General features: G+C 59.4%; 21 protein-coding genes. 10 read left to right on the top strand and 11 right to left on the bottom strand.

The genetic code is table 11. The features are described 5' to 3' along the window. Positions 1-307 precede the first annotated feature (307 nt). The 5 genes from ACRC4F_RS13940 to ACRC4F_RS13920 all read left to right on the top strand — a co-directional run bounded on the left by ACRC4F_RS13940 (position 308) and on the right by ACRC4F_RS13920 (position 4,788). Positions 308-595 (top strand): hypothetical protein, encoded by a 288-nt coding sequence (locus ACRC4F_RS13940; protein ID WP_438659818.1) that lies wholly within the window; start codon positions 308-310, stop codon positions 593-595. An 82-nt stretch (positions 596-677) separates the two neighbouring features. Next, entirely contained in the window at positions 678-842 is a 165-nt protein-coding gene (locus tag ACRC4F_RS13935) for a DUF1328 domain-containing protein (RefSeq protein WP_003177151.1), read from the top strand. Between the two features lie 2 nt (positions 843-844). Beyond that, a complete protein-coding gene (locus tag ACRC4F_RS13930) occupies positions 845-1,309 on the top strand; it encodes an inhibitor of vertebrate lysozyme family protein (protein WP_438659817.1) in 465 nt (154 codons plus the stop codon). A 697-nt stretch (positions 1,310-2,006) separates the two neighbouring features. Beyond that, a complete protein-coding gene (gene gltP / locus ACRC4F_RS13925; RefSeq protein ID WP_438659816.1) occupies positions 2,007-3,338 on the top strand; it encodes a glutamate/aspartate:proton symporter GltP in 1,332 nt (443 codons plus the stop codon). A 220-nt stretch (positions 3,339-3,558) separates the two neighbouring features. Then, complete coding sequence (locus ACRC4F_RS13920) at positions 3,559-4,788, top strand: nucleoside recognition domain-containing protein (protein WP_438659815.1); 1,230 nt, start codon at positions 3,559-3,561, stop codon at positions 4,786-4,788. Between the two features lie 117 nt (positions 4,789-4,905). Here ACRC4F_RS13920 and ACRC4F_RS13915 read toward each other — a convergent pair whose 3' ends face one another. The 9 genes from ACRC4F_RS13915 to ACRC4F_RS13875 all read right to left on the bottom strand — a co-directional run bounded on the left by ACRC4F_RS13915 (position 4,906) and on the right by ACRC4F_RS13875 (position 15,497). Further along, positions 4,906-5,532, bottom strand: a complete 627-nt coding sequence (locus ACRC4F_RS13915) for an ABC-type transport auxiliary lipoprotein family protein (RefSeq protein ID WP_438659814.1) — start codon at positions 5,530-5,532, stop codon at positions 4,906-4,908. After that, on the bottom strand, positions 5,529-6,467 hold the full coding sequence (locus tag ACRC4F_RS13910; RefSeq protein WP_438659813.1) for an MlaD family protein: 939 nt from the start codon (positions 6,465-6,467) through the stop codon (positions 5,529-5,531). The genes ACRC4F_RS13915 and ACRC4F_RS13910 overlap by 4 nt, the downstream gene beginning before the upstream one ends. A 1-nt stretch (position 6,468) precedes the next feature. Continuing rightward, positions 6,469-7,272, bottom strand: a complete 804-nt coding sequence (locus ACRC4F_RS13905; RefSeq protein ID WP_438659812.1) for an ABC transporter ATP-binding protein — start codon at positions 7,270-7,272, stop codon at positions 6,469-6,471. After that, positions 7,269-8,417, bottom strand: coding sequence for an MlaE family lipid ABC transporter permease subunit (locus ACRC4F_RS13900; protein ID WP_438659811.1), 1,149 nt, complete (start codon positions 8,415-8,417; stop codon positions 7,269-7,271). The genes ACRC4F_RS13905 and ACRC4F_RS13900 overlap by 4 nt, the downstream gene beginning before the upstream one ends. A 54-nt stretch (positions 8,418-8,471) precedes the next feature. Then, positions 8,472-9,500 (bottom strand): DUF5924 family protein, encoded by a 1,029-nt coding sequence (locus ACRC4F_RS13895; protein ID WP_438659810.1) that lies wholly within the window; start codon positions 9,498-9,500, stop codon positions 8,472-8,474. Positions 9,501-9,824: 324 nt separating this feature from the next. Next, positions 9,825-11,201 carry a M16 family metallopeptidase gene (locus tag ACRC4F_RS13890; protein WP_438659809.1) on the bottom strand — a complete coding sequence of 459 codons (1,377 nt, stop codon included), beginning with the start codon at positions 11,199-11,201 and terminating at the stop codon, positions 9,825-9,827. Between the two features lie 166 nt (positions 11,202-11,367). Continuing rightward, positions 11,368-13,026: a Na/Pi cotransporter family protein gene (locus ACRC4F_RS13885; RefSeq protein ID WP_438659808.1), complete on the bottom strand. Its 1,659-nt coding sequence runs from the start codon at positions 13,024-13,026 to the stop codon at positions 11,368-11,370. A gap of 310 nt (positions 13,027-13,336) precedes the next feature. After that, the gene (locus ACRC4F_RS13880; protein ID WP_438659807.1) at positions 13,337-14,104 is read right to left on the bottom strand and encodes a TerC family protein; all 768 of its coding nucleotides are present in this window, start codon (positions 14,102-14,104) and stop codon (positions 13,337-13,339) included. An 85-nt stretch (positions 14,105-14,189) separates the two neighbouring features. Next, complete coding sequence (locus ACRC4F_RS13875; protein ID WP_438659806.1) at positions 14,190-15,497, bottom strand: CitMHS family transporter; 1,308 nt, start codon at positions 15,495-15,497, stop codon at positions 14,190-14,192. 417 nt (positions 15,498-15,914) lie between these two features. Between ACRC4F_RS13875 and ACRC4F_RS13870 the strand changes: the two genes are divergently transcribed. After that, entirely contained in the window at positions 15,915-16,316 is a 402-nt protein-coding gene (locus tag ACRC4F_RS13870) for a GFA family protein (RefSeq protein ID WP_438659805.1), read from the top strand. On the opposite strand, the gene ACRC4F_RS13865 is transcribed toward ACRC4F_RS13870, so the two are convergent. Beyond that, positions 16,317-16,643 (bottom strand): DOPA 4,5-dioxygenase family protein, encoded by a 327-nt coding sequence (locus ACRC4F_RS13865; RefSeq protein WP_438659804.1) that lies wholly within the window; start codon positions 16,641-16,643, stop codon positions 16,317-16,319. Between the two features lie 78 nt (positions 16,644-16,721). Here ACRC4F_RS13865 and ACRC4F_RS13860 point away from each other — a divergent pair, with 78 nt between their 5' ends. Continuing rightward, positions 16,722-17,399 (top strand): NAD(P)-dependent oxidoreductase, encoded by a 678-nt coding sequence (locus ACRC4F_RS13860; protein WP_438659803.1) that lies wholly within the window; start codon positions 16,722-16,724, stop codon positions 17,397-17,399. Here the strand turns inward: ACRC4F_RS13860 and ACRC4F_RS13855 are convergent. Further along, entirely contained in the window at positions 17,386-18,336 is a 951-nt protein-coding gene (locus ACRC4F_RS13855) for a choline sulfate utilization transcriptional regulator (RefSeq protein ID WP_438659802.1), read from the bottom strand. The genes ACRC4F_RS13860 and ACRC4F_RS13855 overlap by 14 nt on opposite strands. A gap of 114 nt (positions 18,337-18,450) precedes the next feature. Here ACRC4F_RS13855 and betC point away from each other — a divergent pair, with 114 nt between their 5' ends. From betC to ACRC4F_RS13840, 3 genes are all read left to right on the top strand, one after another. Next, a complete protein-coding gene (gene betC, locus ACRC4F_RS13850) occupies positions 18,451-19,965 on the top strand; it encodes a choline-sulfatase (protein ID WP_438659801.1) in 1,515 nt (504 codons plus the stop codon). 16 nt (positions 19,966-19,981) lie between these two features. Next, a complete protein-coding gene (gene choX / locus ACRC4F_RS13845; RefSeq protein ID WP_438659800.1) occupies positions 19,982-20,902 on the top strand; it encodes a choline ABC transporter substrate-binding protein in 921 nt (306 codons plus the stop codon). 187 nt (positions 20,903-21,089) lie between these two features. Continuing rightward, entirely contained in the window at positions 21,090-22,658 is a 1,569-nt protein-coding gene (locus ACRC4F_RS13840; protein ID WP_438659799.1) for a SulP family inorganic anion transporter, read from the top strand. Positions 22,659-22,745: the final 87 nt, after the last annotated feature.

The following is a 22,745-nucleotide window of genomic DNA, read 5'->3' as shown; positions in this document are numbered from 1 at the left end:
TTGATTTTTTACCAACAGACCGCTTTCGAGGCGCTTACCTGCGTCCTTTTCTGACATCTGCGCCCTCCTCTCAATTCAAAAATTATCCAAGCCCCCCGTTAACGATCGTGCAATACGCACGACCTTGCGTGACCCATCGTGCAGGATGCGTCCACCCTTATTTTTGCCTTCACTCTAACTAATTGATTTTAAACAATTTTTTTCTATGAAAAAGCTGGCATGCAGGCTGCAATAGCCTAAGTAATCAGGGCCATTTTGAATTGACGCCCACTACCAAGATCACCACCAGAGTGGGAGGAGTTTCAGGATGAATCGCCAACGTGTTACCCCATTGCGCATCTCGCCTTTGCATATTCAGCAAGGTCTGTTTGGCGTTCTGGCGCTGTTGATCACGCTGATCGCAGGCCAGCAGTTCCTGCTTTGGGAACAGAGCCAACAACCCGAGGTGCCTCACGTTTCGATTCAACGTGCGACCCAGACCCATTTCAGCGCTGTCAGCAGCAACCAGGCTGACCTCGCCCCGATGCGAATGATGGACGTCGACCAGGCTCAGCCTTTGGATGAGATGCCTCGTCAGGAACGTTGGGTTTTCTGAGCAAACGAACTTGGTGCGCTCGATGCACCGGGACAAGCACCACAAGTACTACCTCTAATATAGAAGCGTAAGGAGAATCACCATGTTGAGCTGGGCAATCACATTCTTGATCATTGCCATCATCGCTGCAGTACTGGGCTTCGGTGGTATCGCGGGCACCGCCACGGGTATCGCCAAGATTCTCTTTGTCGTGTTCCTGGTGATGTTCATTGCTTCGTTCTTCTTTGGCCGTCGCGGTCGAGGCTGAATATGAGCGTTACGTTAAAGACAATGGCAGCCGCCCTGCTTCTGGGCGGTAGTGCCATGGCAATGGCGGCCAATGATGGCCAGACGCGGGCCAGCGAATTGTTGAATTCGGACCCGCAGTACCGTGAAACCTGGACTAAAGTCGTTAAAAAGGAAGAACGACTGCCGGAATGGGTGATGAACCTGTCTGGCGATGCCGAGCAAATGAATGCTGTTGAAGAGGATGGCGACAAGTACCTGGTCGGGCCGCTTTGCGAAACGCAACCGACGTGCCTGAACAAGCGCCTGATTGTTGCCTTCAGCTTCGACAAAAAGGACGCGTACGCCATGCTGGTCGAAGTGCCCGCAGGACTGCCGGCCGACAAGTCGCCAACGCGACATGCCGACTACCGCTTCCTGGGGAAGCCGGACCAGGGCATGCAGGACATGTTGATGGAACAACTCAAGAAAGATCCGAACTGGTACTGAGTTTGTAACATGAAAGGAGCAGCATGCTCCTCTCCAGTGCGCCACCCGAGGAAGGCAGGCGCATGACCAAGGGGTCGGGACGTTCTGCCTGTTTCAGGGGCGGAGTGACCTACGGGCACATGGAGTGTCTGCGCAAGGGCCGGGTCAGGATAAAAGCTGCGACGCAAGTTCGCGAGCCCCGCGTGGTTCGACGGACTTGCGAAGAGCTTCAACGTACAAAACGTTGATTTAGAGCACTGCGATCATTTCCCTCTGCTACATATTCCCCGCAAAACCGTTTCTCGGTGTTTCTTCACGACCGTATATCGAGAAACCTCCGACTTTCGGCGTAAGACTTTTCGCCGTTAAAAGTAGGCTTTTTCCCAAATTTTGCCATGAATTCAACTGTTTAAAAAACAACCAACCGCCTCTGAGATGGCCGGTTCACGGCACTTATGCCTGCCGAAATGTCGTATTCGAACCGGTTGGGACGCGAGTTTCAATTGGAAAAGCTCATGCCGATTCGGCATAGGGTAGGCGTTTACGGCATTAGACGTTGCTTCCTTGCATCGGAATAGTTGCGCCTTTTTTCGCCTGCCAGAGAGCCATAAATACTCGCTCCGGGGCACCTTATACGGGGGCAGATGCACAGACTTTTTCGCCACAAGCGTTCCAGTTCTTGCATTCGTCTGAGTCAAACGCAAGTAAGGGTAAAGATATGAAGAAGGCAAAGCTTAGCCTCGCCTGGCAGATCCTCATCGGTCTGGTATTGGGGATTGCAATCGGTGCGCTGCTCAACCATTTCAGTGCCGAAAAAGCCTGGTGGATCAGCAACGTCCTGCAACCGGCAGGCGATATCTTTATCCGTCTGATCAAGATGATCGTGATTCCGATCGTCATCTCCTCGCTGATCGTCGGCATCGCGGGTGTAGGCGATGCGAAGAAACTCGGGCGTATCGGTCTCAAGACCATCATTTACTTCGAGATCGTCACCACCATCGCCATCGTGGTCGGTCTGGTGCTGGCCAACGTGTTCCATCCGGGCACCGGCATCGACATGAGCACCCTGGGTACCGTGGATATTTCCAAGTACCAGGCGACGGCGGCCGAGGTTCAGCATGAACACGCGTTCATCGAAACCATCCTCAACCTGATCCCGTCGAACATCTTCGCGGCCATGGCCCGCGGCGAAATGCTGCCGATCATCTTCTTCTCCGTGTTGTTCGGCCTCGGCTTGTCGAGCCTGCAATCGGACCTGCGCGAGCCGCTGGTGAAGATGTTCCAGGGCGTGTCGGAAAGCATGTTCAAAGTCACCCACATGATCATGAACTACGCCCCGATCGGCGTCTTCGCACTGATTGCGGTGACCGTGGCCAACTTCGGTTTCGCGTCCCTGGTGCCGCTGGCCAAACTGGTGATCCTGGTTTACGTCGCCATCGCCTTCTTCGCCTTCGTGGTACTGGGCCTGATCGCCAAACTGTTCGGCTTCTCGGTGATCAAGCTGATGCGCATCTTCAAAGATGAGCTGGTACTGGCTTACTCCACCGCCTCTTCGGAAACCGTGCTGCCGCGCGTGATCGAGAAGATGGAAGCCTACGGCGCACCGAAAGCCATCTGCAGCTTTGTGGTGCCGACCGGTTACTCGTTCAACCTTGACGGTTCGACCCTGTACCAGAGCATTGCGGCCATCTTCATTGCCCAGCTCTACGGCATCGACCTGTCGATCAGCCAGCAATTGCTGCTGGTGCTGACGCTGATGGTTACCTCCAAAGGCATCGCCGGCGTACCGGGCGTGTCCTTCGTAGTGCTGCTGGCCACCTTGGGCAGCGTGGGTATTCCGCTGGAAGGCCTGGCGTTCATCGCCGGTGTCGACCGCATCATGGACATGGCGCGTACCGCACTGAACGTGATCGGTAATGCCCTGGCCGTGCTGGTCATCTCCCGCTGGGAAGGCATGTACGACGACGCCAAGGGCCAGCGCTACTGGAACTCGCTGCCGCACTGGCGCAGCAAGGAAAAACTGCCGGTGGGTGAAGTCTCCAGCAACTGATAGCTGAACCCTGTGGAGTCTGGCTTTTATGTGGGAGCCAGCCTGCTGGCGATAGCGGTGTATCAAACAACAGAGATGTTGAACGTACCGGCCTCATCGCCAACAGGCTGGCTCCCACTGTGGCGGAGCAAGCCTCACAAACAAACCCCGGAGAAATCCGGGGTTTGTCGTTTCTGGCTACCCCGCTATCATTCGCCACATTCTTCGGGGGATTTAACTGATGCTTAATGGCCTGTGGCTTGGCTTTTTCATCGTGGCTGCCGTTTCGGCACTGGCGCAATGGCTGATCGGCGGCAACGCCGGGATCTTCGCGGCGATGGTGGAAAGCATTTTCGCCATGGCCAAGTTATCAGTCGAGGTCATGGTCCTGCTGTTCGGCACCCTGACCCTGTGGCTGGGCTTTCTGCGCATTGCCGAGAAGGCCGGGATCGTCGAATGGCTAGCCAAGGCGCTGGGCCCATTGTTCTTGCGCCTGATGCCGGGAGTGCCGGCAGGTCACCCCGCCATTGGCCTGATCACGCTGAACTTCGCCGCCAACGGCCTGGGCCTGGATAACGCCGCCACGCCGATCGGCCTGAAAGCCATGAAGGCCCTGCAAGAGCTCAACCCCAGCGACACCATTGCCAGCAACGCGCAGATCCTGTTTCTGGTGCTCAACGCCTCATCGCTGACCCTGCTGCCGGTGACGATCTTCATGTACCGCGCCCAGCAAGGTGCGCCCGATCCGACGCTGGTGTTCCTGCCAATCCTGCTGGCAACAAGCTGCTCGACACTGGTTGGCCTGCTGTCGGTGGCGTTCATGCAGCGTCTGCGCCTGTGGGACCCGGTGGTGCTCGCGTATCTGATTCCCGGTGCCCTGGCCCTCGGCGGCTTCATGGCGCTGCTGGCGACGCTTTCGGCGACCGCTCTGGCCGGCCTGTCCTCGATCCTCGGCAACGTAACGCTGTTCGGGCTGATCATGCTGTTTCTGGTGATCGGCGCCTTGCGCAAAGTGAAGGTCTACGAAGCGTTTGTCGAAGGCGCCAAAGAAGGCTTCGACGTGGCCAAGAATCTGCTGCCGTACCTGGTGGCGATGCTTTGTGCGGTGGGCGTACTGCGGGCGTCCGGGGCGCTGGACTTTGGTCTGGACGGCATTCGGCATCTGGTGGAGTGGGCCGGTTGGGACACGCGCTTCGTCGACGCGCTGCCGACGGCGATGGTCAAACCGTTCTCCGGCAGCGCCGCGCGGGCGATGCTGATTGAAACCATGAAGACGTCCGGGGTGGACAGCTTCCCGGCGCTGGTGGCGGCGACGATTCAGGGCAGTACGGAAACGACGTTCTATGTGCTGGCGGTGTACTTCGGTGCGGTAGGCATCCAGCGGGCGCGGCATGCGGTGGGGTGTGCGTTGCTGGCTGAGCTGGCTGGCGTGTTAGGCGCCATTGGCGTCTGCTACTGGTTCTTCGGTTAATCACAAACCCCTGTAGGAGCGAGCCTGCTCGCAATAGCGGTAGATCAGTCAACATGTGTGGTGACTGATCTACCGCTATCGCGAGCAGGCTCGCTCCACAGTGGATCTCCAGTGGGTTTAAGGGCGGGGAGGCGGGGCGGCTTTCTGGCCTTGCTCAACCGCCCAACTCACCACCTGCGCCGTCAACTGATCGCTCGCCTGGCCAAACCCGGCCACTACCGCCGGCACCTTCACATCGCTCAACGGCTGACGCACCTCAAACCGGCGGCTGGCGAGGATGCGCTGGTCATATCCGCGAACCAGCAACGCATCCAGCCGCACGACCACGCTCGCAGCGGTGCCCTGGTATTCAGTCTGGAACGCCTGCAGACTCCCGCCCAATTCCAGATCCGCCTGGAAGTTGCTGTCATCCGTGCTCAGCAACGGCACTCGACCGTCGCGCTGGAAACCATCAAGCAATCGATTACGCAGCAATACCGGCGCCGGATCGCTCCAGCGTGAAGCGGTGTAGCTGCTGATCAGATCACCTTGCGGGATCACGGCGATTTTCGGGCTGTTCAACGCTTCGCTGGCCTGCGGCTTGGTCAAGCGCAGGGACCAGCGCTGCGGCGTGCCGTGACTGGCCGATACGTTGCTCTGAGCCGACGGCAAGCGATAGACATCGGACGGCTCTGATTTGGGCAGGATCGAGCAGGCACTGACCAACGTGAAGCAGGCGAGGAGGGCAAAGGTCGCAAGCTTCATGGCGTGAACTCCTTGTTCTTGTCATTGCCCAGCAAGTAACCGCTGGGGTTGGCTTCCAGGCGTTGGGAGATGGCGCGCAACGACGTGAGGGTGTCGCGCAGTTCACGCACCGCCGGCGCCAGGCCATTGAGGCCCTGCATGCCGCTGTTCAAAGAGTCCTGATTGGTCGTGAGCAACTTGTTGATGGTCGCGCTGCTTTGCTCCAGCGATTTCATCGCCTGCTCGGCGCTGCCGAACATCTGCTTGCCCTGATCGTTGAGCAGGCCGTTGGCGTTGCGCATCAGCGCGGACGTCTGCTCCAGCATCGCGCCGGCCTGCTTGCCGACCGACGCCAGTTGCTGCATCGCCTGACGAATATCGCCGCGCTGGTCGGCGATGGTGCCGGTGGTTTGTTCCAGATGTTCCAGCGTCTGGCTGATGCGCTCGACGTTCTCCGTGGAAAACATCAGGTTGGCGTTATGCATCAGCGTGTTCACGCCCGCCATCAGGTCGCCGCTGTCGTTCAGCAAGCGAGCGATGGGCGAGGGCGACGCGATAATCACCGGCAGATTGCCGTCCTTGCCCTTGAGGGTCGGACTTTGCGGTGTACCGCCGCTGAGCTGAATGATCGACGTGCCGGTAATCCCGGTCAGCGCCAAGATGGCCCGGGTGTCTTCCTTGATCGGCGTATCGCCGCCCAGGCGAATTCGCGCCAGCACCCGGCGCGGGTCTTTCGGGTCCAGGCGCAACGTCACCACGTCGCCGACCTTGATCCCGCTGTATTGCACGGCGCTGCCCTTGGACAAGCCGCTGACCGCCTCGTTGAAGACCACTTCGTAATCCTTGAACTCAGTGTCGACGCTGGACTTGGCCAGCCACAGACCGAAGAGCAGGGCGCCTGCCACCACTATCACGGTGAACAGGCCGATCAATACATGATGGGCTCGGGTTTCCATGTCAGACCTCATTCAACTGTTGAGCGGCGGTCAGCGCCGCGCGGCCGCGAGGGCCATGGAAGTATTCGTGAATCCACGCATCGTTGGTTTCCGAGACCTTGTCGATGGCATCCGCCACCAGCACTTTTTTCTGCGCCAGCACCGCCACACGGTCGGTGATGGTGTAGAGCGTGTCGAGGTCGTGGGTCACCAGGAAAACGCTGAGGCCCAAGGCATCGCGCAGGGTCAGGATCAATTGATCGAAGGCAGCGGCACCAATCGGGTCGAGGCCGGCGGTGGGTTCGTCGAGAAACAGGATGTCCGGGTCCAGCGCCAGGGCTCGGGCCAGCGCCGCACGCTTGATCATGCCGCCGGACAGCGAAGCCGGGTATTTGTCCGCCGCCGACAACGGCAGCCCGGCCAGCGCCAGTTTGACCGCCGCCAGGTGCTCGGCGTCTTCACGACTCAGGCCGGCGTGCTCGATCAAGGGCAGGGCGACGTTCTCGGTCACGGTCAGCGAAGAGAACAGGGCGCCTTTCTGGAACAGCACGCCGAAGCGTCGTTCGACCATCGAACGCTCGTGTTCGGACAGCGTCGGCAAGTTCTTGCCGAAGACCTTCACCATCCCTTCGCTAGGCTGGCGCAAGCCGACGATGCTGCGCAGCAGCACTGATTTGCCGCTGCCGGAACCACCCACCACGGCGAGGATTTCACCTTTGTACAAATCGAGGTCGAGGTTCTCGTGCACGCTCTGGCTGCCAAACCGATTGCACAGCCCACGGACTTCGATCACCGCCTCGGAGGGCGCTCGGGGTACACGACTCACCAGCCCATCTCCATGAAAAACAGCGCGGCCACGGCGTCGAGCACGATCACCACGAAAATCGACTGCACCACGCTCGACGTGGTGTGCGCGCCAACGGACTCGGCGCTGCCACTGACCTTGAAGCCTTCGAGGCAACCGATCGCAGCGATCAGGAAGGCGAAGATCGGCGCTTTGACGATCCCCACCAGAAAGTGCTGAACGCCGATATCGGTTTGCAGCAGCGACAGGAACATCGCCGGCGAAATATCCAGCGACACCGCACACACCACGCCACCGCCGATAATGCCCGAGAGCATCGCCAGAAAAGTCAGCATCGGCAGCGCCACCAGCAATGCCAGCACCCGTGGCACCACCAGCAACTCCATCGGATCCAGGCCCAGCGTGCGGATGGCGTCGATTTCTTCGTTGGCCTTCATCGAACCGATTTGCGCGGTGAAGGCACTGGCAGTACGTCCGGCCATCAGGATCGCGGTCAATAACACGCCGAACTCACGCAAGAAGGAGAACGCCACCAGGTCCACGGTAAAGATACTTGCGCCGAAGCTCGCCAAGACGGTCGCGCCGAGAAACGCCACCACGGCACCGACCAGAAAGGTCAGCAGGGCCACGATGGGTGCAGCGTCGAGGCCAGTCTGTTCGATGTGCGCAACCATTGGCGTGATGCGCCAGCGCTTGGGGCGAAACAGCCCGCGCGCGATGGTTTCGAGGATCAGGCCGACAAAGCCCAGCAGTTGCAGGGTGTCCTGCCAGACCGTATCAACCGCGCGACCGATGCGGGTCAGCAGTTGAATGCCGACGCTGATTTCCGGTTCCTTGATCGGCACGCAGAAGTCGCTGAGCGAGCAATAGACCGTCTGCAACAAGGCGCGGTCGGCAGTGGACAATGTGCACTCGGGATGTTCGGCGGATCGGCCCAGACGCTCGGACCCGAGCAATTCGACCAGCAGCGACGCGCCGGCCGTGTCGAGCGCGCCGAGGCCATTGAGGTCGATGTGCGTGCTGTCGTCGTACTGGCCGCGAAGCTTTTCACTCAGGTGCTTGAGATCGGCGTAATGGGCGAGCGTCCAGTCACCCGTCACCCGCAACTGAGCGGGGGAGTGAGAGGCGTCTAGCTGGGCATTGCCGGCCATTGTGCTGCTGGTCATAAGCTCCGTGCTTGTTCGGCTGATACGCAGGTCTACGTAATAGCACGAACCGGATTACTTTTCTTTGATCGGTGTGCTGTCCGTGATCTTGAAGCGCAGCACACCGATCAATTGCCCGTCTTCGGTCAGCACCCGAACCTGCCACTTACCCGCGGGGTTGCCGGGGAAGTTCTGCTTGTGGGTCCAGGCCCTGTAGCCTTCCTTGCGCCCGCCGTGGATGTCCAGCGGGATACGGTCGACCTCTTTGCCGTTGAACGTCCACACGTGGTAAATCCGTTCGTCCAGACCGCGCGGGGCGTTGATCGCGGTGTAGGCGTACAAGCCGTCTCCACGGATCTGCCCGGCGCTGACTTCTTCAAGGCTCTTGCCTGGCGTGCGGTCCTGCATTTGCGTGCTGATCGCCACGTCAGTCATCCACAGCGTCGCCGGTGGAACCCATGAACGCAGGACCCAGCCAACGCCACCGATACCCACCGTGATGCTCAGGATCGCCAGCGCGTTGCGCACCGTACGGATCGGGAAGATCGACGCCAGGCTCGGGAATGACAGCAACACGGCGATGCCCAGTGCCAGTTTGAAACTCTGGGAGGTGGTCAGGTGCAGGATGACGGGCAGGGCGGTCAGCAGCGCCGCGAACAAGGTCAGCGTGTGCAACGCCAGGAACGCCCAGCGCCGGGGCGCCAGCCATTTGTAGTAGAGCGGGTCGACGATGGAAATCAACGCCGCCATGCTCAACAACCCGGTGAAGAACAACTGACCGCTGTTCCAGGTCGTGGTGATGAAAAAGAACGGCAGGACGAAGAACAGGCTTTCCTGGTGAATCATCTGCGTGGCGTAGCGCAGCAACGGCTGGGGAATTTCGCGCTTGAAGAGCCTGGCGAACAGCTTGGTGAGGCTGTTTTCCAGCATCAGCCAGATCCAGCTGAGCACCATGATGATGGTGATCCACGTCGCCAGGCCTTGCTGACGATCCACCAGCATGAAACTGCCGACCCCGGAGATGAAACCGCCAAGCGCGATGACCCCGGGATAGCGCTTCATCAAGTCCAGGATGCGCTGGACGTACAGGGTCAGAGTAGGCATTCGGCGATTCACAATAGTCGTGGGAAAAATCCTCGACAGAGTACCGCCCGGGCGGGGGCGTGGCGAGGGTGCCGGTCACTTGGGTCGAATACAAAACCTGGGGGTGGTGATGTCCCTGTGGTGAGGGGGGTTATTGGTGGTATGCCTGAAAAAAAAGAGTCGCACTCACCTGTGGCGAGGGAGCTTGCTCCCGCTGGGGGGCAAAGCCCACCTAAAACCTGCCACCGCGCATTCTCAGTCACATCTCGGATATCGGTTTACGACTGCTGCGCAGCCGAGCGGGAGCAAGCTCCCTCGCCACAAAAGCCCGGACACCGGGATCGATTACTTTCGCCGATGGACTCGCAAAGCCAACACCCCGAGGACCATCAATCCAAACACCCCGGCCATCGCCCACATCAACTGGTCATAGCTCATCAGCGGCTTCTCGATCCGCACATACCCCGGCTGCATGAGCAACTCGCGCATGGCCTTGTTCGCTTCCGCAAGGGTCACGCCTTGCAATTCCTTCGCCGGGTCGGCGAAACGCCCGTCCTGGTAGTCCCCAAGTGCGCTCCAGTAGTAATCGGCCAGCGCGCTGTTGCCTTGCACGGCCCAGGCCTGGCGGGCGATGGCGGCCTGCTTCAGGCGGTTGAAGGTGTCTGCGTCGAGCCCGTCCTTGAGCAAACCGGCCTTCAAATCCTCCAGTACCTGTTCGGCCTCCGTCACATCGTCGCGCTCAAGGTCGGCGTTCAGGCTCATGAAGCCCACCCCGCCAAACACTTCGCGCTCGGCCGAGGGGCCGTAGGACAAACCGTGGGACAGGCGCAGTTGGCGATAGAGCGCCCAGTCCAGATAGTCCTTGAGCAAGTCGAAAGTTTCGTCGTGTTGATCCTGCAGTACCGGTTCGGGCACCAGCCAGTGCAACTTGGCCCCACCGCCGACAAAACCGTCGCTCAGGGTTCGCTCGTGAGCAGCGCTGGCCTGGATTTCCGGCAAGGGCAGGTGATCGGTCGGGTCGACGGCTTCAAGCGCGCCATACGAACGCTCCAGATACGCCGGCAACAACTTGTCGAGTTCGCCGACCACGATCAGCGTCATGTTGTTGGGCGCGTACCAGGCCTTGCGCACCGTCTCCAGTTGCTCGCGAGTCAGGTGATCGACCTCGGCCCGCTCGGGGCATTTCAGGCCCAGCTCCACCGCCAGCTGATTGCTCGCGGTGTGGCCCAGGTCCTGACGATCCAGCCAGCGCTGCAAGTGCGAGTAATGGCCGCCGTCTTCGCGCTCGACCACTTGTTTGGCGGCGTTGATGGCGTTGTCGTCGATTCGGGTCTGGGTCAGCAACGCCAGCAACAGGTCGAGCACCTTGCGCTGGTTTTTCGCCGGGGCTTCGATGACGAACGTGGTATCGGCGTTGCTGGTGAACGCGTTCCACTCACCGCCCAAGGCCTGCATCCGCTCTTCGAGGCCACCTTCGCCGGTGGCGTCGATGCCGCTGAACAGCAAGTGTTCGAGCAGATGCGGCAGCTCCTTCTCGGCGCAGTTGAAATCATCCAGACCCACGCCGACCACCAGGCGAATCGCGACATGCCCGCGCTCGGTGCCCGGCTTGAGCAGCAATTGCAGACCGTTGGGCAGCGTATAGCCCTCGACCTGGAAGCGATCCAGGGCAAACGAAGGGAATGAGCCAAGCAAAAGACAGGCGAACAGCAGACAACGCATAGCAAGCTTCCAGGCAACCAATCGGAGATCCGTTTCGTCCTTCAGGCCGCTATCGCGAGCAGGCTCGCTCCCACAGGGGAATGCGTTTCCAGTGTAGGAGCGAGCCTGCTCGCGAAGAGCTCTTGAGGCTGAACCAATGTAACTGACTGGCCCCACCGCCAGACGTTCAAGGCGAATGCGTGATGTCAGCCATATCGTCGACCACCAGTGCACCGGTGTCCGACGTTTCCAGCACCACATAAGCACTGCTGCAGAACAGCGAATTCAGGCGTTTCATGTCGGCGATCAGCTCCAGGTGCAGTGAACTGGTCTCGATACTCTGCACGATCTTACGTTGCAAGCGGCTGACATGAGCATGGGCCAGGCGGCGCTCCTGTGCGCGAAAGCGACGTTTCTCACGCAGCAACTGACGGGCACTTTCCTTGTCGGCACTGAGAAATACCGACAAACCCAGACGCAGGTTGGAGATCAACTGGCTGTGCAATCCGGCTAATTCCTCCAGGCCAACCTCGGAGAAGGAACGGCGCTGCGAGGTTTTCTGCTGCTGCACCTTGCGCAACATGCGTTCGATCAGATCGCTGGCGAGCTTGAGGTTGATCGCCAGCTCGATGATTTCCGCCCAGCGCCGACTGTCCTGATCGCTCAGGTCTTCCCGGGGCATTTGCGCCAGGTAGAGCTTGATGGCGCTGTAGAGCGCTTCGACATCATCGGTCAGTTTGCGCATTTCCTGGGTGATGGCGGACTGTTGGCCGCGCAATACGTCGAGCATCGCTTCGAGCATGTTGTCGATCAGATCGCCCATGCGCAGGGTTTCGCGCGCGGCATTGGCCAGCGCCAGGCTGGGCGTGACCAGCGCTGTCGCGTCCAGATGCCGGGGTTTCGCCGTGCCGTTGAGCTCCGGCCGCTCCGGCAGCAGCCAGGCGCAAAGCCTGGCCATCGGGCCGACGCTCGGCAGCAGGATCAGGCAACGCGCGGTGTTGTAGAGCAGGTGGAAGCCGATGACCATTTCCTGGGGGCTGAAGTCGAGGCTGTCGATCCAGTGCACCAACGGGTCCAGCACCGGAATGATCAGCAACAGGCCGATCAGTTTGTACAACAGGCTGCCAAGCGCCACCTGGCGCCCGGCGGCGTTTTGCATGCTGGTGCTGAGAAAAGCGAGGATGCCGCTGCCGATATTGGCACCGATCACCAGACCGATGGCCACCGGCAGACTGATCACGCCGGCGCCCGCCAAGGTCGCGGTCAGCAGGACGGCGGCCAGGCTGGAGTAGGAAATCATCGCGAACAATGCGCCGACCAAGGCATCCAGCAGGATGTCGCCGGTCAACGAGGCGAAAATAACCTTCACGCCCTGCGCCTGGGTAATCGGCGCTGCGGATTCGACGATCAGTTGCAGCGCCAGAATGATCAGCCCGAGGCCAATGCTGACGCGGCCCATCTGGCCCAATCGTGTCTGCTTGCGGGACAGGAAAAAAATCACCCCGAGAAAGATCAGCAGCGGCGACAGCCACGACAAATCAAACGTCAGCACCCGCGCCATCAGTGCAGTACCGACATCGGCGCCGAGCATGGTCGCAAGCGCGGGAGTCAGCGCCATCAGTCCCTGACCGACAAAGGAAGTGACAAGCATGGCAGTGGCGTTGCTGCTCTGGACCATCGCGGTGACGACAATCCCCGAGATGAATGCGAGCCAGCGCCTGGACATGTTCTGGCCGATCACATGGCGCAGATTGGAACCGTAAACCCGCAAGATGCCGGTTCGGACGATGTGCGTGCCCCAGATCAACAAGGCCACGGCAGATAACAAATTGAGCAGGGTGAGCATGCAGGCCCCCTGTGGTGGTAGCGCCCCAAAGGGGCAAATTGACGGTGCCGCGCGACGTTCTACGTTCTGTACTTAAGCTGTAGTTGGCTAACGGTCTGGGCGCCAGCATCGCATAGCTAAAGAAGTGATTGAAACAAAACTGTCATGAAAACAGGGCCTGGCAGTGCACAAAAAAAATGTGGGAGCGAGCCTGCTCGCGATGAGACCGTCACATTCAACATTGATGTTGACTGACAGGCCGCTATCGCGAGCAAGCTCGCTCCCACAGGTTTTGTGCACTGACTGATACCAGCCAGTGCACAGCTTCGGGTTATTGCCCCGGAATGTCTTTGCGCAGTTTCACCGGATCTTGCTGTTTGCGTTTTTTCGCAATCGCGGTGCGCATCTTGATGTTGATCGCTTCCACCGCCAGCGAGAACGCCATGGCGAAGTAGACGTAGCCTTTTGGCACGTGAACGTCGAAGGATTCGGCAATCAGCACCATACCGACGATCAGCAGGAATGACAGCGCCAGCATCTTCAGCGAAGGGTGCTTGTCGATGAACGCGCTGATGGTGCCGGAAGCCAGCATCATCACCAGCACCGCAACAACGATTGCCGCGACCATGACCGGTACGTGGGAGACCATGCCGACGGCGGTGATCACCGAGTCCAGCGAGAACACGATGTCGATGATCGCGATCTGGATGATGGTGTAAAGGAAGTTACCGCCCTTGCCACCTGGCTCCTCGTTGCTTTCGTCTTCACCTTCCAGCGCGTGGTACATCTCTTGCGAGCTCTTCCACAGCAGGAACAGACCACCGAAGAACAGGATCAGGTCTCGCCCGGAAATGCCCTGGCCGAAGACTTCGAACAAGTCAGCGGTAAGGCGCATGACCCACGTGATCGACAGCAGCAACAGGATCCGCGTGACCATGGCCAGCGCCAGGCCGAAGATCCGGGTGCGCTGCTGCATGTGCTTGGGCATGCGGCTGACCAGGATCGAAATCATGATGATGTTATCGATACCCAGGACGATTTCCAGGGCGGTCAGGGTAAAGAAGGCAACCCAGATTTCAGGGTTGGTCAGCCATTCCATGTGTATTCCTTTGAGCGAGTGTTAAACCAGAACGGGCCCGGGCTTCAAACAGCGAAGCCTGGACCCGTTGTGGTGAGTCTTGGGCTTATAGAGTGCTGAACAGCGGAAAAATCCCCATCAGCAGTGCTGCAACCAGTATGCACATGCACACCAACACTGCCCATTTCAGGGTAAAGCGCTGATGGTCACCAAAATCGATACCGGCCAGGGCCACCAACAAGTAAGTCGATGGTACCAGCGGGCTCAACAAGTGGACGGGCTGACCGACGATCGAGGCACGTGCCATTTCAACCGCGGTTATACCGTAATGACTGGCTGCTTCGGCAAGTACTGGTAACACGCCGTAATAAAATGCATCGTTCGACATGAAGAACGTGAACGGCATGCTCACCAGTGCCGTGATCACGGCCAGGTACGGACCGAGGAAATCCGGGATCACCGCCAGCAAGCTTTTCGACATGGCATCGACCATGCCGGTGCCCGACAGGATACCGGTGAAGATGCCCGCCGCGAAGATCAAACCGACCACCGCCAGCACGCTACCGGCGTGAGCCGCCACGCGATCCTTCTGCTGTTGCAGGCAAGGATAGTTGACGATCATGGCAATACTGAACGCCACCATGAACAACACCGGCAGCGGCAACAGACCAGCAATCAGGGTGCACATCAGTGCGAACGTCAGGGCACCGTTGAACCAGATCAGCTTCGGACGACGGGCATCCGGGAACTGCGAAACGCTGATTTCACTGTGGTCGACTTCGTCGCCCACCAAGTGCAACTCACCCAGACGCGCACGTTCACGTTTGCCGTAGAAGTACGCGATGGCCAGGATGGCCAGGACACCGAAAGCCATCGCCGGAATCATCGGTACGAAAATGTCGGACGGATCCACGTGCAGCGCACTGGCCGCACGGGCCGTCGGACCGCCCCACGGGGTCATGTTCATCACGCCACCGGCGAGGATGATCAGGCCGGCCATGATCCGCGGGCTCATGCCGATGCGGCTATAGAGCGGCAGCATGGCAGCCACGCAGATCATGTAGGTGGTTGCGCCGTCACCATCGAGGGAAACGACGAGCGCCAGTACGGCGGTGCCGACCGACACTTTCAGCGGGTCGCCCTTGACCAGTTTGAGGATCTTGCGCACCGCCGGGTCGAACAGGCCGGAGTCGATCATCAGGGCGAAATACAGAATGGCGAACATCAGCATCACGCCGGTCGGCGCAAGCTTGGTGATGCCTTCGAGCATCATCGGGCCGATCTTCGGCGCAAACCCACCGAACAGGGCGAAGACGATAGGAATGATGATCAGGGCGATCAGCGCGGACAGGCGCTTGGTCATGATCAGGAACATGAACGTGATGACCATGGCGAAGCCAAGGAAAGTCAGCATGGGAATACTCCAGGCGTAGCGCGGCTAGGGAATGGGCGAACCGGGTAGGTCAGCGCAGAACGGGAAGCACGAGGCGTACGGGCGGAGGTGCAGCGAAGCGGCGGGTAGCAAAGGACATCAGGGTCACCATTGTTGTTGTTAAATGGGCTGTGCGAGCGATAAAACACTGGCATTGGCCGACCGGTCTGTTGCCGGTAGTGGGGGCGATCCTAATAGGGGAAGCTTTCAGCCAGCTTTCGCTGGTGAAAGCATTGACCGGATGTGCAACCGGTCGTCGGACTGGGGCAGAGAGGTAGACCGAGTTGAGGCCATCGCGAGCAGGCTCGCTCCCACACTGGATCTGCGTCGTACATAACCTCCCTGTGGGAGCGAGCCTGCTCGCGATGGCGTCAGCAAATACACATCCGGAGGTGAATAATGGACAAAATTCATACAGGCGGCTGCCACTGCGGACATCTGCGCTATCAATTCAACGGCCCCTTGCACGACATCGCCCACTGCCACTGTTCAATCTGCCGACGGGTCAGCGGCGGGATCGTGACGACCTGGATCACCGTGCCCTCGTCGGCCTTCAAATGGCTGACAGGGAAACCGGCGCAGTACGAATCTTCAACAACCTGCGTGCGCTATTTCTGCTCGAACTGTGGGGCGCAACTCGCGCTGATGACGCACCTCAGCCCCGAGACCATAGACGTGACCATCGCCACCCTTGATCACCCGGAACAGGCCCCGCCCGAGCGCCACATCTGGACCGACAGCCGTTTACCCTGGCTGCACCTGGACGAACACCTGCCGGGCGAAGGCGAAGAAAGCCTCTGATCAAAAAACAGACAGATTCAGCGGTCGGATCGCGCCCATCCAGATCGCGTGCTCGGTGTGGTCGAGCAAATCGTCGCCGGTGTCCGGGTGCAGAAACACCACCAGGCCTTTGCGATTGAGCGCCAGCCACGGCAGCACTTCGCCGATCAACTCCGGCCCGAATGCCAGTTGGCAACTCCAGTCCGGGTGCGGTCCCACCGCACGTTCATGCACGCGGCCCATTTTCAGCGGGAACAATTGCGCCGCCTGCTCACACAGCGCTCGCGCCTGATCAATGCTGCTGGCATCAAAATAGACATGGGCGTGGTAACCCTTGATCTGTTGCATCTGAATCCCTCGAAAACCCAGTCGAACCCTCACCGATTCCTACAGGTCACACGCCATATGGAACAAGGAATCCCAGCCATGAAAAATGCCGAAACCCCGGTGGTGAAAGTGGTGCTTTATGGTGCCATGAGTAGCCTGGGCAGTGCGCTGATGGCTGAAATGCTGCGGCGTCAACATGAAGTGATCGCGATTCTGGATGACCTGACGGCACTCCCACCGCGCCCGGGTTTGCGCACCAAGACCGGCGATCTGTTCGAGCCTGAGCGGGTCAAGCAAAGCGTGGCCGGCAGTTCGGCGGTGATTTGCCTGCTGGACGCGCCGGGACTTCCATTCAACAGCGAGCATGTGGAAAAAACCATCGTGCCAGGCCCGGTCGAGCAGGTGCTGGCAGTGGATGCACTGATCGAGGGCATGCAGGCCGCTCATATTGAGCGACTGTTTCTTGTCGGAGACTTTGCCGAACTCGACGAAACGGAAGCTGAAACGCTGAATCCCCCCCAGCGGCATGCCGCCGAGGAAATGCTCGAGGCGCTGCAAAGCAGTACCTTGCACTGGACCCTGGTAAATGCACCTCGCGGCGTGCCGGGTCTGACTATCGAACATTTCAGCCACATCAGCAGCAGCCTTGAGCCGGGTCTGGCCGAACCGCTTGAGCGGCTGAACCGCGTGGCGGTGGGGATTGCCGATGAGTTGCAGCTGAACCTTCACGTTCGCGAGCACGTGAATTTCGTTTCGACCGACCCTACACCGCGATAGAGGGCAGCGGTAAACCATTGAGGGATTGGGCGCTGCTGGCCTGCTCAGCCATCAACCAATCGACAAACTGCTGAATCAATGCCCCGCGCCGTTTGCGCTGGGGCAGAACCACGTAATAGCCGAGCCTGGAGATCACCGTGTCGGCAATCGGTCGGCACAGTAAACCTTGCGCCAGCAAGTTATCCACAAGGTGCCGCCACCCGATCGCCACGCCCTGACCGCCAATCGCCGCTTGAATCAGCAGCGTGTAATTGTCGAAGCGCAATTGCCCGGGAGCCGGTGCCGACGTGATCCCCAGCTGACGAAAAACACCGCTCCAGTCGAACCAGTTACTGCTGTTTTCACCGCGCAGATGCAGCAGCGGGAATTCCAGCAATGCCTTGGCCGGCAGGGGCAGGGGGCGGTCTTTCAATAGCAGCGGGCTGCATACCGGAAACACTTCTTCGCTGAATAGCCAATGGCTTTCGCCCTGTTTAAATCGACCATCGCCGAATAGCACCGCCACGTCGATATCGGTGCGCAGCATGTTGTGGCTGCGCTCACTGGTGACGAGGCTTACATCGACTTGAGGATTGGCCGCGTGAAAACGGTGCAAACGCGGCATCAGCCAGTACGCGGCGAAGGCAAAATCGGTCGCGACCTGCAGCACCTCGTGTTGCTGCTGCGCTGTGATCGCACTCAATCCTGCGTCGATATTCTGCAAACCTAGCTGAACCTGCTCGAAAAGGATCGTTCCGGCTTCCGTGAGCTCGATGCCGCGATAGATACGGTCGAACAGCCGCGTACCGAGTTGTTCTTCCAGTCGCTTGATCTGCTGGCTGATCGCCGGCTGCGTGGTCCCGAGCTCAACCGCAGCGGCGGTGAAGCTGCGCTGACGGGCCGCCGCTTCAAAGGCGCGGAGCAGGTCCAGAGACAAATCACCAAGGGCTTCATACATAAGCTGTGCTTATCCTAGTCATTGCTGGGCATGGGCTTTACCACAAAGTGCATGGACTCCATGCTCGATTGCAGCACTCTCGCATAAATATTCACTATGGAATGCCGCGATCACATGAAGCGCAAGAATATTCTTTTCATCATGGCCGATCAGATGGCCGCGCCAATGTTGCCGTTTTACGGTCCTTCGCCTATCAAACTGCCCAATTTGAGCCGCCTCGCCGCCGAAGGCGTGGTATTCGACGCCGCTTATTGCAACAGCCCACTGTGCGCGCCGTCGCGTTTCACCCTGGTCAGCGGTCAGTTGCCGAGCAAGATCGGCGCCTACGACAACGCGGCCGATTTCCCCGCCGATGTACCGACTTATGCCCACTACTTGCGTCGACTCGGCTACCGCACCGCGCTGTCGGGCAAGATGCATTTTTGCGGTCCGGATCAGCTCCACGGCTATGAAGAACGCCTGACCAGCGACATCTACCCGGCCGATTACGGCTGGTCGGTGAACTGGGATGAGCCGGACGTGCGGCCGACCTGGTTCCACAACATGTCCTCGGTGCTGCAAGCCGGGCCGTGCGTGCGCACCAATCAGCTGGATTTCGACGAAGAGGTGGTGTTCAAGGCCCAGCAATATCTGTTCGATCACATCCGCGAGGATGGCGATCAGCCGTTCTGCCTGACCGTGTCGATGACTCACCCACACGATCCGTACACCATTCCCAAGGCTTTTTGGGATATGTACGACGACGCCGACATCCCTTTGCCCGAAACTCCAGCGCAGACCGAACTCGATCCGCACTCCCAGCGTTTGCTCAAGGTGTATGACCTGTGGGACAAGCCGCTGCCTGTGGATAAGATTCGCGACGCACGCCGGGCGTACTTCGGTGCGTGCAGTTATATCGACAGCAACGTCGGCAAACTCCTGCAAACACTCGAAGAAACCGGGCTGATCGACAACACCATCGTCGTCTTCTCCGGCGACCACGGCGATATGCTCGGCGAGCGCGGGCTCTGGTACAAGATGCACTGGTTCGAGATGGCCGCTCGCGTGCCACTGTTGATCAGTGCACCGGGACAATTTGGTGCTGGACGGGTCAGTGCTGCTGTTTCCACCGCTGACCTGCTGCCTACTTTCGTGGAGCTGGCGGGTGGATCCCTGGAACCGGGCCTGCCGCTGGACGGTCGGTCGCTTGTCTCGCACCTGCAAGGGCAGGGCGGTCACGACGAAGTTTTCGGCGAATACATGGCCGAAGGCACCATCAGTCCTTTGATGATGATCCGCCGCGGCGCCTACAAATTTATCTACAGCGAAGATGACCCTTGCCTACTCTTCGACGTACACAACGACCCGCGCGAACAGGAAGAACTCAGCCAATCGCCGCAACATCGGCCTCTGTTCAAGGAATTTCTGGCTGAAGCACGGGCCAAATGGGACATTCCGGCGATACACCAACAGGTGCTCGCGAGTCAGCGTCGTCGGCGTTTTGTCGCCGAGGCGCTGACCATCGGCAAGCTGAAGAGCTGGGATCACCAGCCGCTGGTGGACGCCAGTCAGCAGTACATGCGTAACCACATCGACCTCGACGATCTGGAACGTAAAGCACGTTTTCCACAACCCTGCCAAAACCAATAATGTTAAGGGGAAGTCCATGCAAAAGTTATCCACAGTACTGACGGTCGGGCTACTGGCTCTGGGCAGTGCGTCGGCCTTTGCCGATCAGAGCTGCGACACGGTGAAAATGGCCGATCCGGGCTGGAGCGACATCGCCGCAACCAACGCCATTACCGGGTTTCTGCTGGATGGCATGGGCTACAAGGCCAAGGTCGACACCCTCGCGGTGCCGATCACTTTTGGCGGGTTGAAGGACGGCCAGGTCGATGTGTTCCTGGGTAACTGGATGCCGGCGCAGCAGGGCTTCTACGACAAGTTCGTCGCCACGGGCGATGTCACGCAACTGGCGAAGAACCTCGACGGCACCGAATTCACCCTGGCGGTCCCGGATTACGTATGGGACGCAGGTGTGCATAACTTTGCCGACCTGAACAAATACGCCGACAAGTTCGACAAGAAGATCTACGGCATCGGCTCCGGCGCACCCGCGAACATCTCGCTGCAAGAGATCATCAAGAAGAACGACTTCGACATGGGTCAGTGGAAACTGGTCGAGTCCAGCGAACAGGCGATGCTGGCCGAAGTGTCCCGCGCGGTGAAAAAACAGAAGTTCGTGACCTTCCTCGGCTGGACGCCGCACCCGATGAACGTGCAGTTGAAAATGCATTATCTGAAAGGCGGCGAGAAGTACTTTGGCGACACCGGCAGCGTTTATACACTGACTCGCAAAGGTTATGCACAGGCCTGCCCGAACGTCGGCAAGCTGCTCACTAACCTGAGTTTCACTCAGGAGATGGAGAACAGCATCATGGCCGAGGTGGTGAACAAGAAAGTCAGCAATGCCGATGCGGCCAAGGCATGGATCAAGGCCAATCCGGCGGTGCTGGATAAATGGCTGGATGGTGTGAAGACCGTCGATGGGAAGGATGCGTTGTCGGCTGTAAAAGCCAAGCTCTAATTTTTCAGCCCCTCAATACAGTTCACCAACTTGTGGCGAGGGGATTTATCCCCGTTGGGCTGCGAAGCGGCCCCAAACACCTGCAATCGATAAACGACTGCTGCGCAGCCGAACGGGGATAAATCCCCTCGCCACAATGATCGCGTCGTCCTGATACCCTTGCGCAAAACCCACCCCGAGAGGACCCATGGCCTTTCCCAGCCGCCATTCACTCTTCCCTTTCCTTTCCTGGTTGCCCCGGCAAACCCGCGCCAGCGTCGGTCGCGACCTGATCGTCGGCCTCAGCGGCGCCATTCTTGCGTTGCCACAGTCCATTGCCTACGCCCTGATCGCCGGGCTTCCGCCGGAATACGGCCTGTACGCCGCAATCATTCCAGTGTTGATCGCATGTCTCTGGGGTTCGTCGTGGCATCTGATCTGCGGTCCTACGGCAGCGATTTCCATCGTTCTGTACGCCAGTGTCAGTCCTCTGGCCGTTCCCGCGTCTGAGGACTACGTCACCCTGATCCTGCTGCTGACGCTGCTCGCCGGCATTTTCCAGTGGCTGCTCGGTCTGCTGCGCTTTGGCGCCCTGGTGAATTTTGTTTCTCACTCGGTGGTGCTCGGCTTCACCCTCGGCGCGGCGGTGGTGATTGCCATCGGCCAACTGCCGAACCTGCTGGGGCTGGACTTGCCCAATCAGTCCACAGCTCTGGACAGTTTTTTGATGGTGTTCAAACACCTCGGATTCGTGGATAAACCTTCGCTGGTGCTGGGGCTGGCAACCGTTGTGGTGGGCGTGATCCTGAAATCACTGCTGCCACGCTGGCCAACGCTCTTGATCACTTTGGCGCTGAGCGGGCTATTGGTTTGGTTCTGGCCGTCGATGTTCGGCCATGTGAAGCTGGTCAGCGCATTTGTCGGGCGGCTGCCGCCCTTCAGCCCGCTGCCGCTGGACCTGGATCTGATCCTGCGCCTGCTGCCCAGCGCCGTGGCAGTGGGAATGCTCGGACTGGTGACGAGTCTGTCGATTGCCCGTTCGCTGTCAGCGCGCTCCCAGCAATTACTCGACGCCAATCAGGAAGTCCGCGCCCAGGGTTTTTCGAACATGGTCGGGGCGTTTTTTTCCGGCTCGCTGTCAGCCGGTTCCTTCACCCGCTCAGGCCTGAGCTACGAAGCCGGCGCCTGTTCACCGTTGGCCGGGGTCTTTTCGGCCGTGTGGGTGGCGTTGTTTGCGATTTTCGGCGCGAAGTTGATTGCGCACATTCCGATCCCGGCCATGGCCGGCAGCATTTTGTTGATCGCGTGGGGATTGGTCGACCATCGGGGCATCCGCGCGTTGTTGCGGGTCAGCCGCGCCGAGTTCCTGGTCATGGCGCTGACCTGCGTTGCTACGTTGTTGCTGGAGTTGCAGACCGCGATTTATGCCGGGGTCCTGGCCTCGCTGTTCTTCTACCTCAAGCGTACTTCGCAACCACGGGTGCAGCATTGGCGCGAAGGCGATGAAGACATTCTGCGGGTCGGCGGGTCGATCTTTTTCGGCGCCAGCCATTACCTGCAAGTGCGCCTGCAACGGATGCACGGCGCCCGCGTGGTGATCGAGGCGCAGCAGATCAACTTTATCGACTATTCAGGGGTGGAAATGCTGCATCAGGAGGCGCGGCGGTTGCTCAAACAGGATCGCAGCCTGACCTTGCGCCGCGCACGGCCGCAGGTGGTGGAGGAATTGCGCAAGCTTGAAGGCGCTGAGAAATGTCCGATCCGTTTCGAGGACTAAACCTGTGGGAGCGAGCCTGCTCGCGATAGCGGAGTGTCAGTCGCCATCACTATCGACTGATACACCGCTATCGCACTCGATCATTGT

Origin of the sequence: Pseudomonas sp., from assembly GCF_051660785.1 — a bacterium.
In the GTDB taxonomy this organism is placed as follows: domain Bacteria; phylum Pseudomonadota; class Gammaproteobacteria; order Pseudomonadales; family Pseudomonadaceae; genus Aquipseudomonas.
This window is presented reverse-complemented; position numbering and strand designations above follow the sequence as displayed.

Excerpts from the sequence above, each read along its gene's own strand:
- ACRC4F_RS13940 (WP_438659818.1), top strand. The coding sequence starts at position 308 with ATGAATCGCCAACGTGTTACCCCATTGCGCATCTCGCCTTTGCATATT.
- ACRC4F_RS13935 (WP_003177151.1), top strand. The coding sequence starts at position 678 with ATGTTGAGCTGGGCAATCACATTCTTGATCATTGCCATCATCGCTGCA.
- ACRC4F_RS13930 (WP_438659817.1), top strand. The coding sequence starts at position 845 with ATGAGCGTTACGTTAAAGACAATGGCAGCCGCCCTGCTTCTGGGCGGT.
- gltP (WP_438659816.1), top strand. The coding sequence starts at position 2,007 with ATGAAGAAGGCAAAGCTTAGCCTCGCCTGGCAGATCCTCATCGGTCTG.
- ACRC4F_RS13920 (WP_438659815.1), top strand. The coding sequence starts at position 3,559 with ATGCTTAATGGCCTGTGGCTTGGCTTTTTCATCGTGGCTGCCGTTTCG.
- ACRC4F_RS13915 (WP_438659814.1), bottom strand. The coding sequence starts at position 5,532 with ATGAAGCTTGCGACCTTTGCCCTCCTCGCCTGCTTCACGTTGGTCAGT.
- ACRC4F_RS13910 (WP_438659813.1), bottom strand. The coding sequence starts at position 6,467 with ATGGAAACCCGAGCCCATCATGTATTGATCGGCCTGTTCACCGTGATA.
- ACRC4F_RS13900 (WP_438659811.1), bottom strand. The coding sequence starts at position 8,417 with ATGACCAGCAGCACAATGGCCGGCAATGCCCAGCTAGACGCCTCTCAC.
- ACRC4F_RS13895 (WP_438659810.1), bottom strand. The coding sequence starts at position 9,500 with ATGCCTACTCTGACCCTGTACGTCCAGCGCATCCTGGACTTGATGAAG.
- ACRC4F_RS13890 (WP_438659809.1), bottom strand. The coding sequence starts at position 11,201 with ATGCGTTGTCTGCTGTTCGCCTGTCTTTTGCTTGGCTCATTCCCTTCG.
- ACRC4F_RS13885 (WP_438659808.1), bottom strand. The coding sequence starts at position 13,026 with ATGCTCACCCTGCTCAATTTGTTATCTGCCGTGGCCTTGTTGATCTGG.
- ACRC4F_RS13880 (WP_438659807.1), bottom strand. The coding sequence starts at position 14,104 with ATGGAATGGCTGACCAACCCTGAAATCTGGGTTGCCTTCTTTACCCTG.
- ACRC4F_RS13875 (WP_438659806.1), bottom strand. The coding sequence starts at position 15,497 with ATGCTGACTTTCCTTGGCTTCGCCATGGTCATCACGTTCATGTTCCTG.
- ACRC4F_RS13870 (WP_438659805.1), top strand. The coding sequence starts at position 15,915 with ATGGACAAAATTCATACAGGCGGCTGCCACTGCGGACATCTGCGCTAT.
- ACRC4F_RS13865 (WP_438659804.1), bottom strand. The coding sequence starts at position 16,643 with ATGCAACAGATCAAGGGTTACCACGCCCATGTCTATTTTGATGCCAGC.
- ACRC4F_RS13860 (WP_438659803.1), top strand. The coding sequence starts at position 16,722 with ATGAAAAATGCCGAAACCCCGGTGGTGAAAGTGGTGCTTTATGGTGCC.
- ACRC4F_RS13855 (WP_438659802.1), bottom strand. The coding sequence starts at position 18,336 with ATGTATGAAGCCCTTGGTGATTTGTCTCTGGACCTGCTCCGCGCCTTT.
- betC (WP_438659801.1), top strand. The coding sequence starts at position 18,451 with ATGAAGCGCAAGAATATTCTTTTCATCATGGCCGATCAGATGGCCGCG.
- choX (WP_438659800.1), top strand. The coding sequence starts at position 19,982 with ATGCAAAAGTTATCCACAGTACTGACGGTCGGGCTACTGGCTCTGGGC.
- ACRC4F_RS13840 (WP_438659799.1), top strand. The coding sequence starts at position 21,090 with ATGGCCTTTCCCAGCCGCCATTCACTCTTCCCTTTCCTTTCCTGGTTG.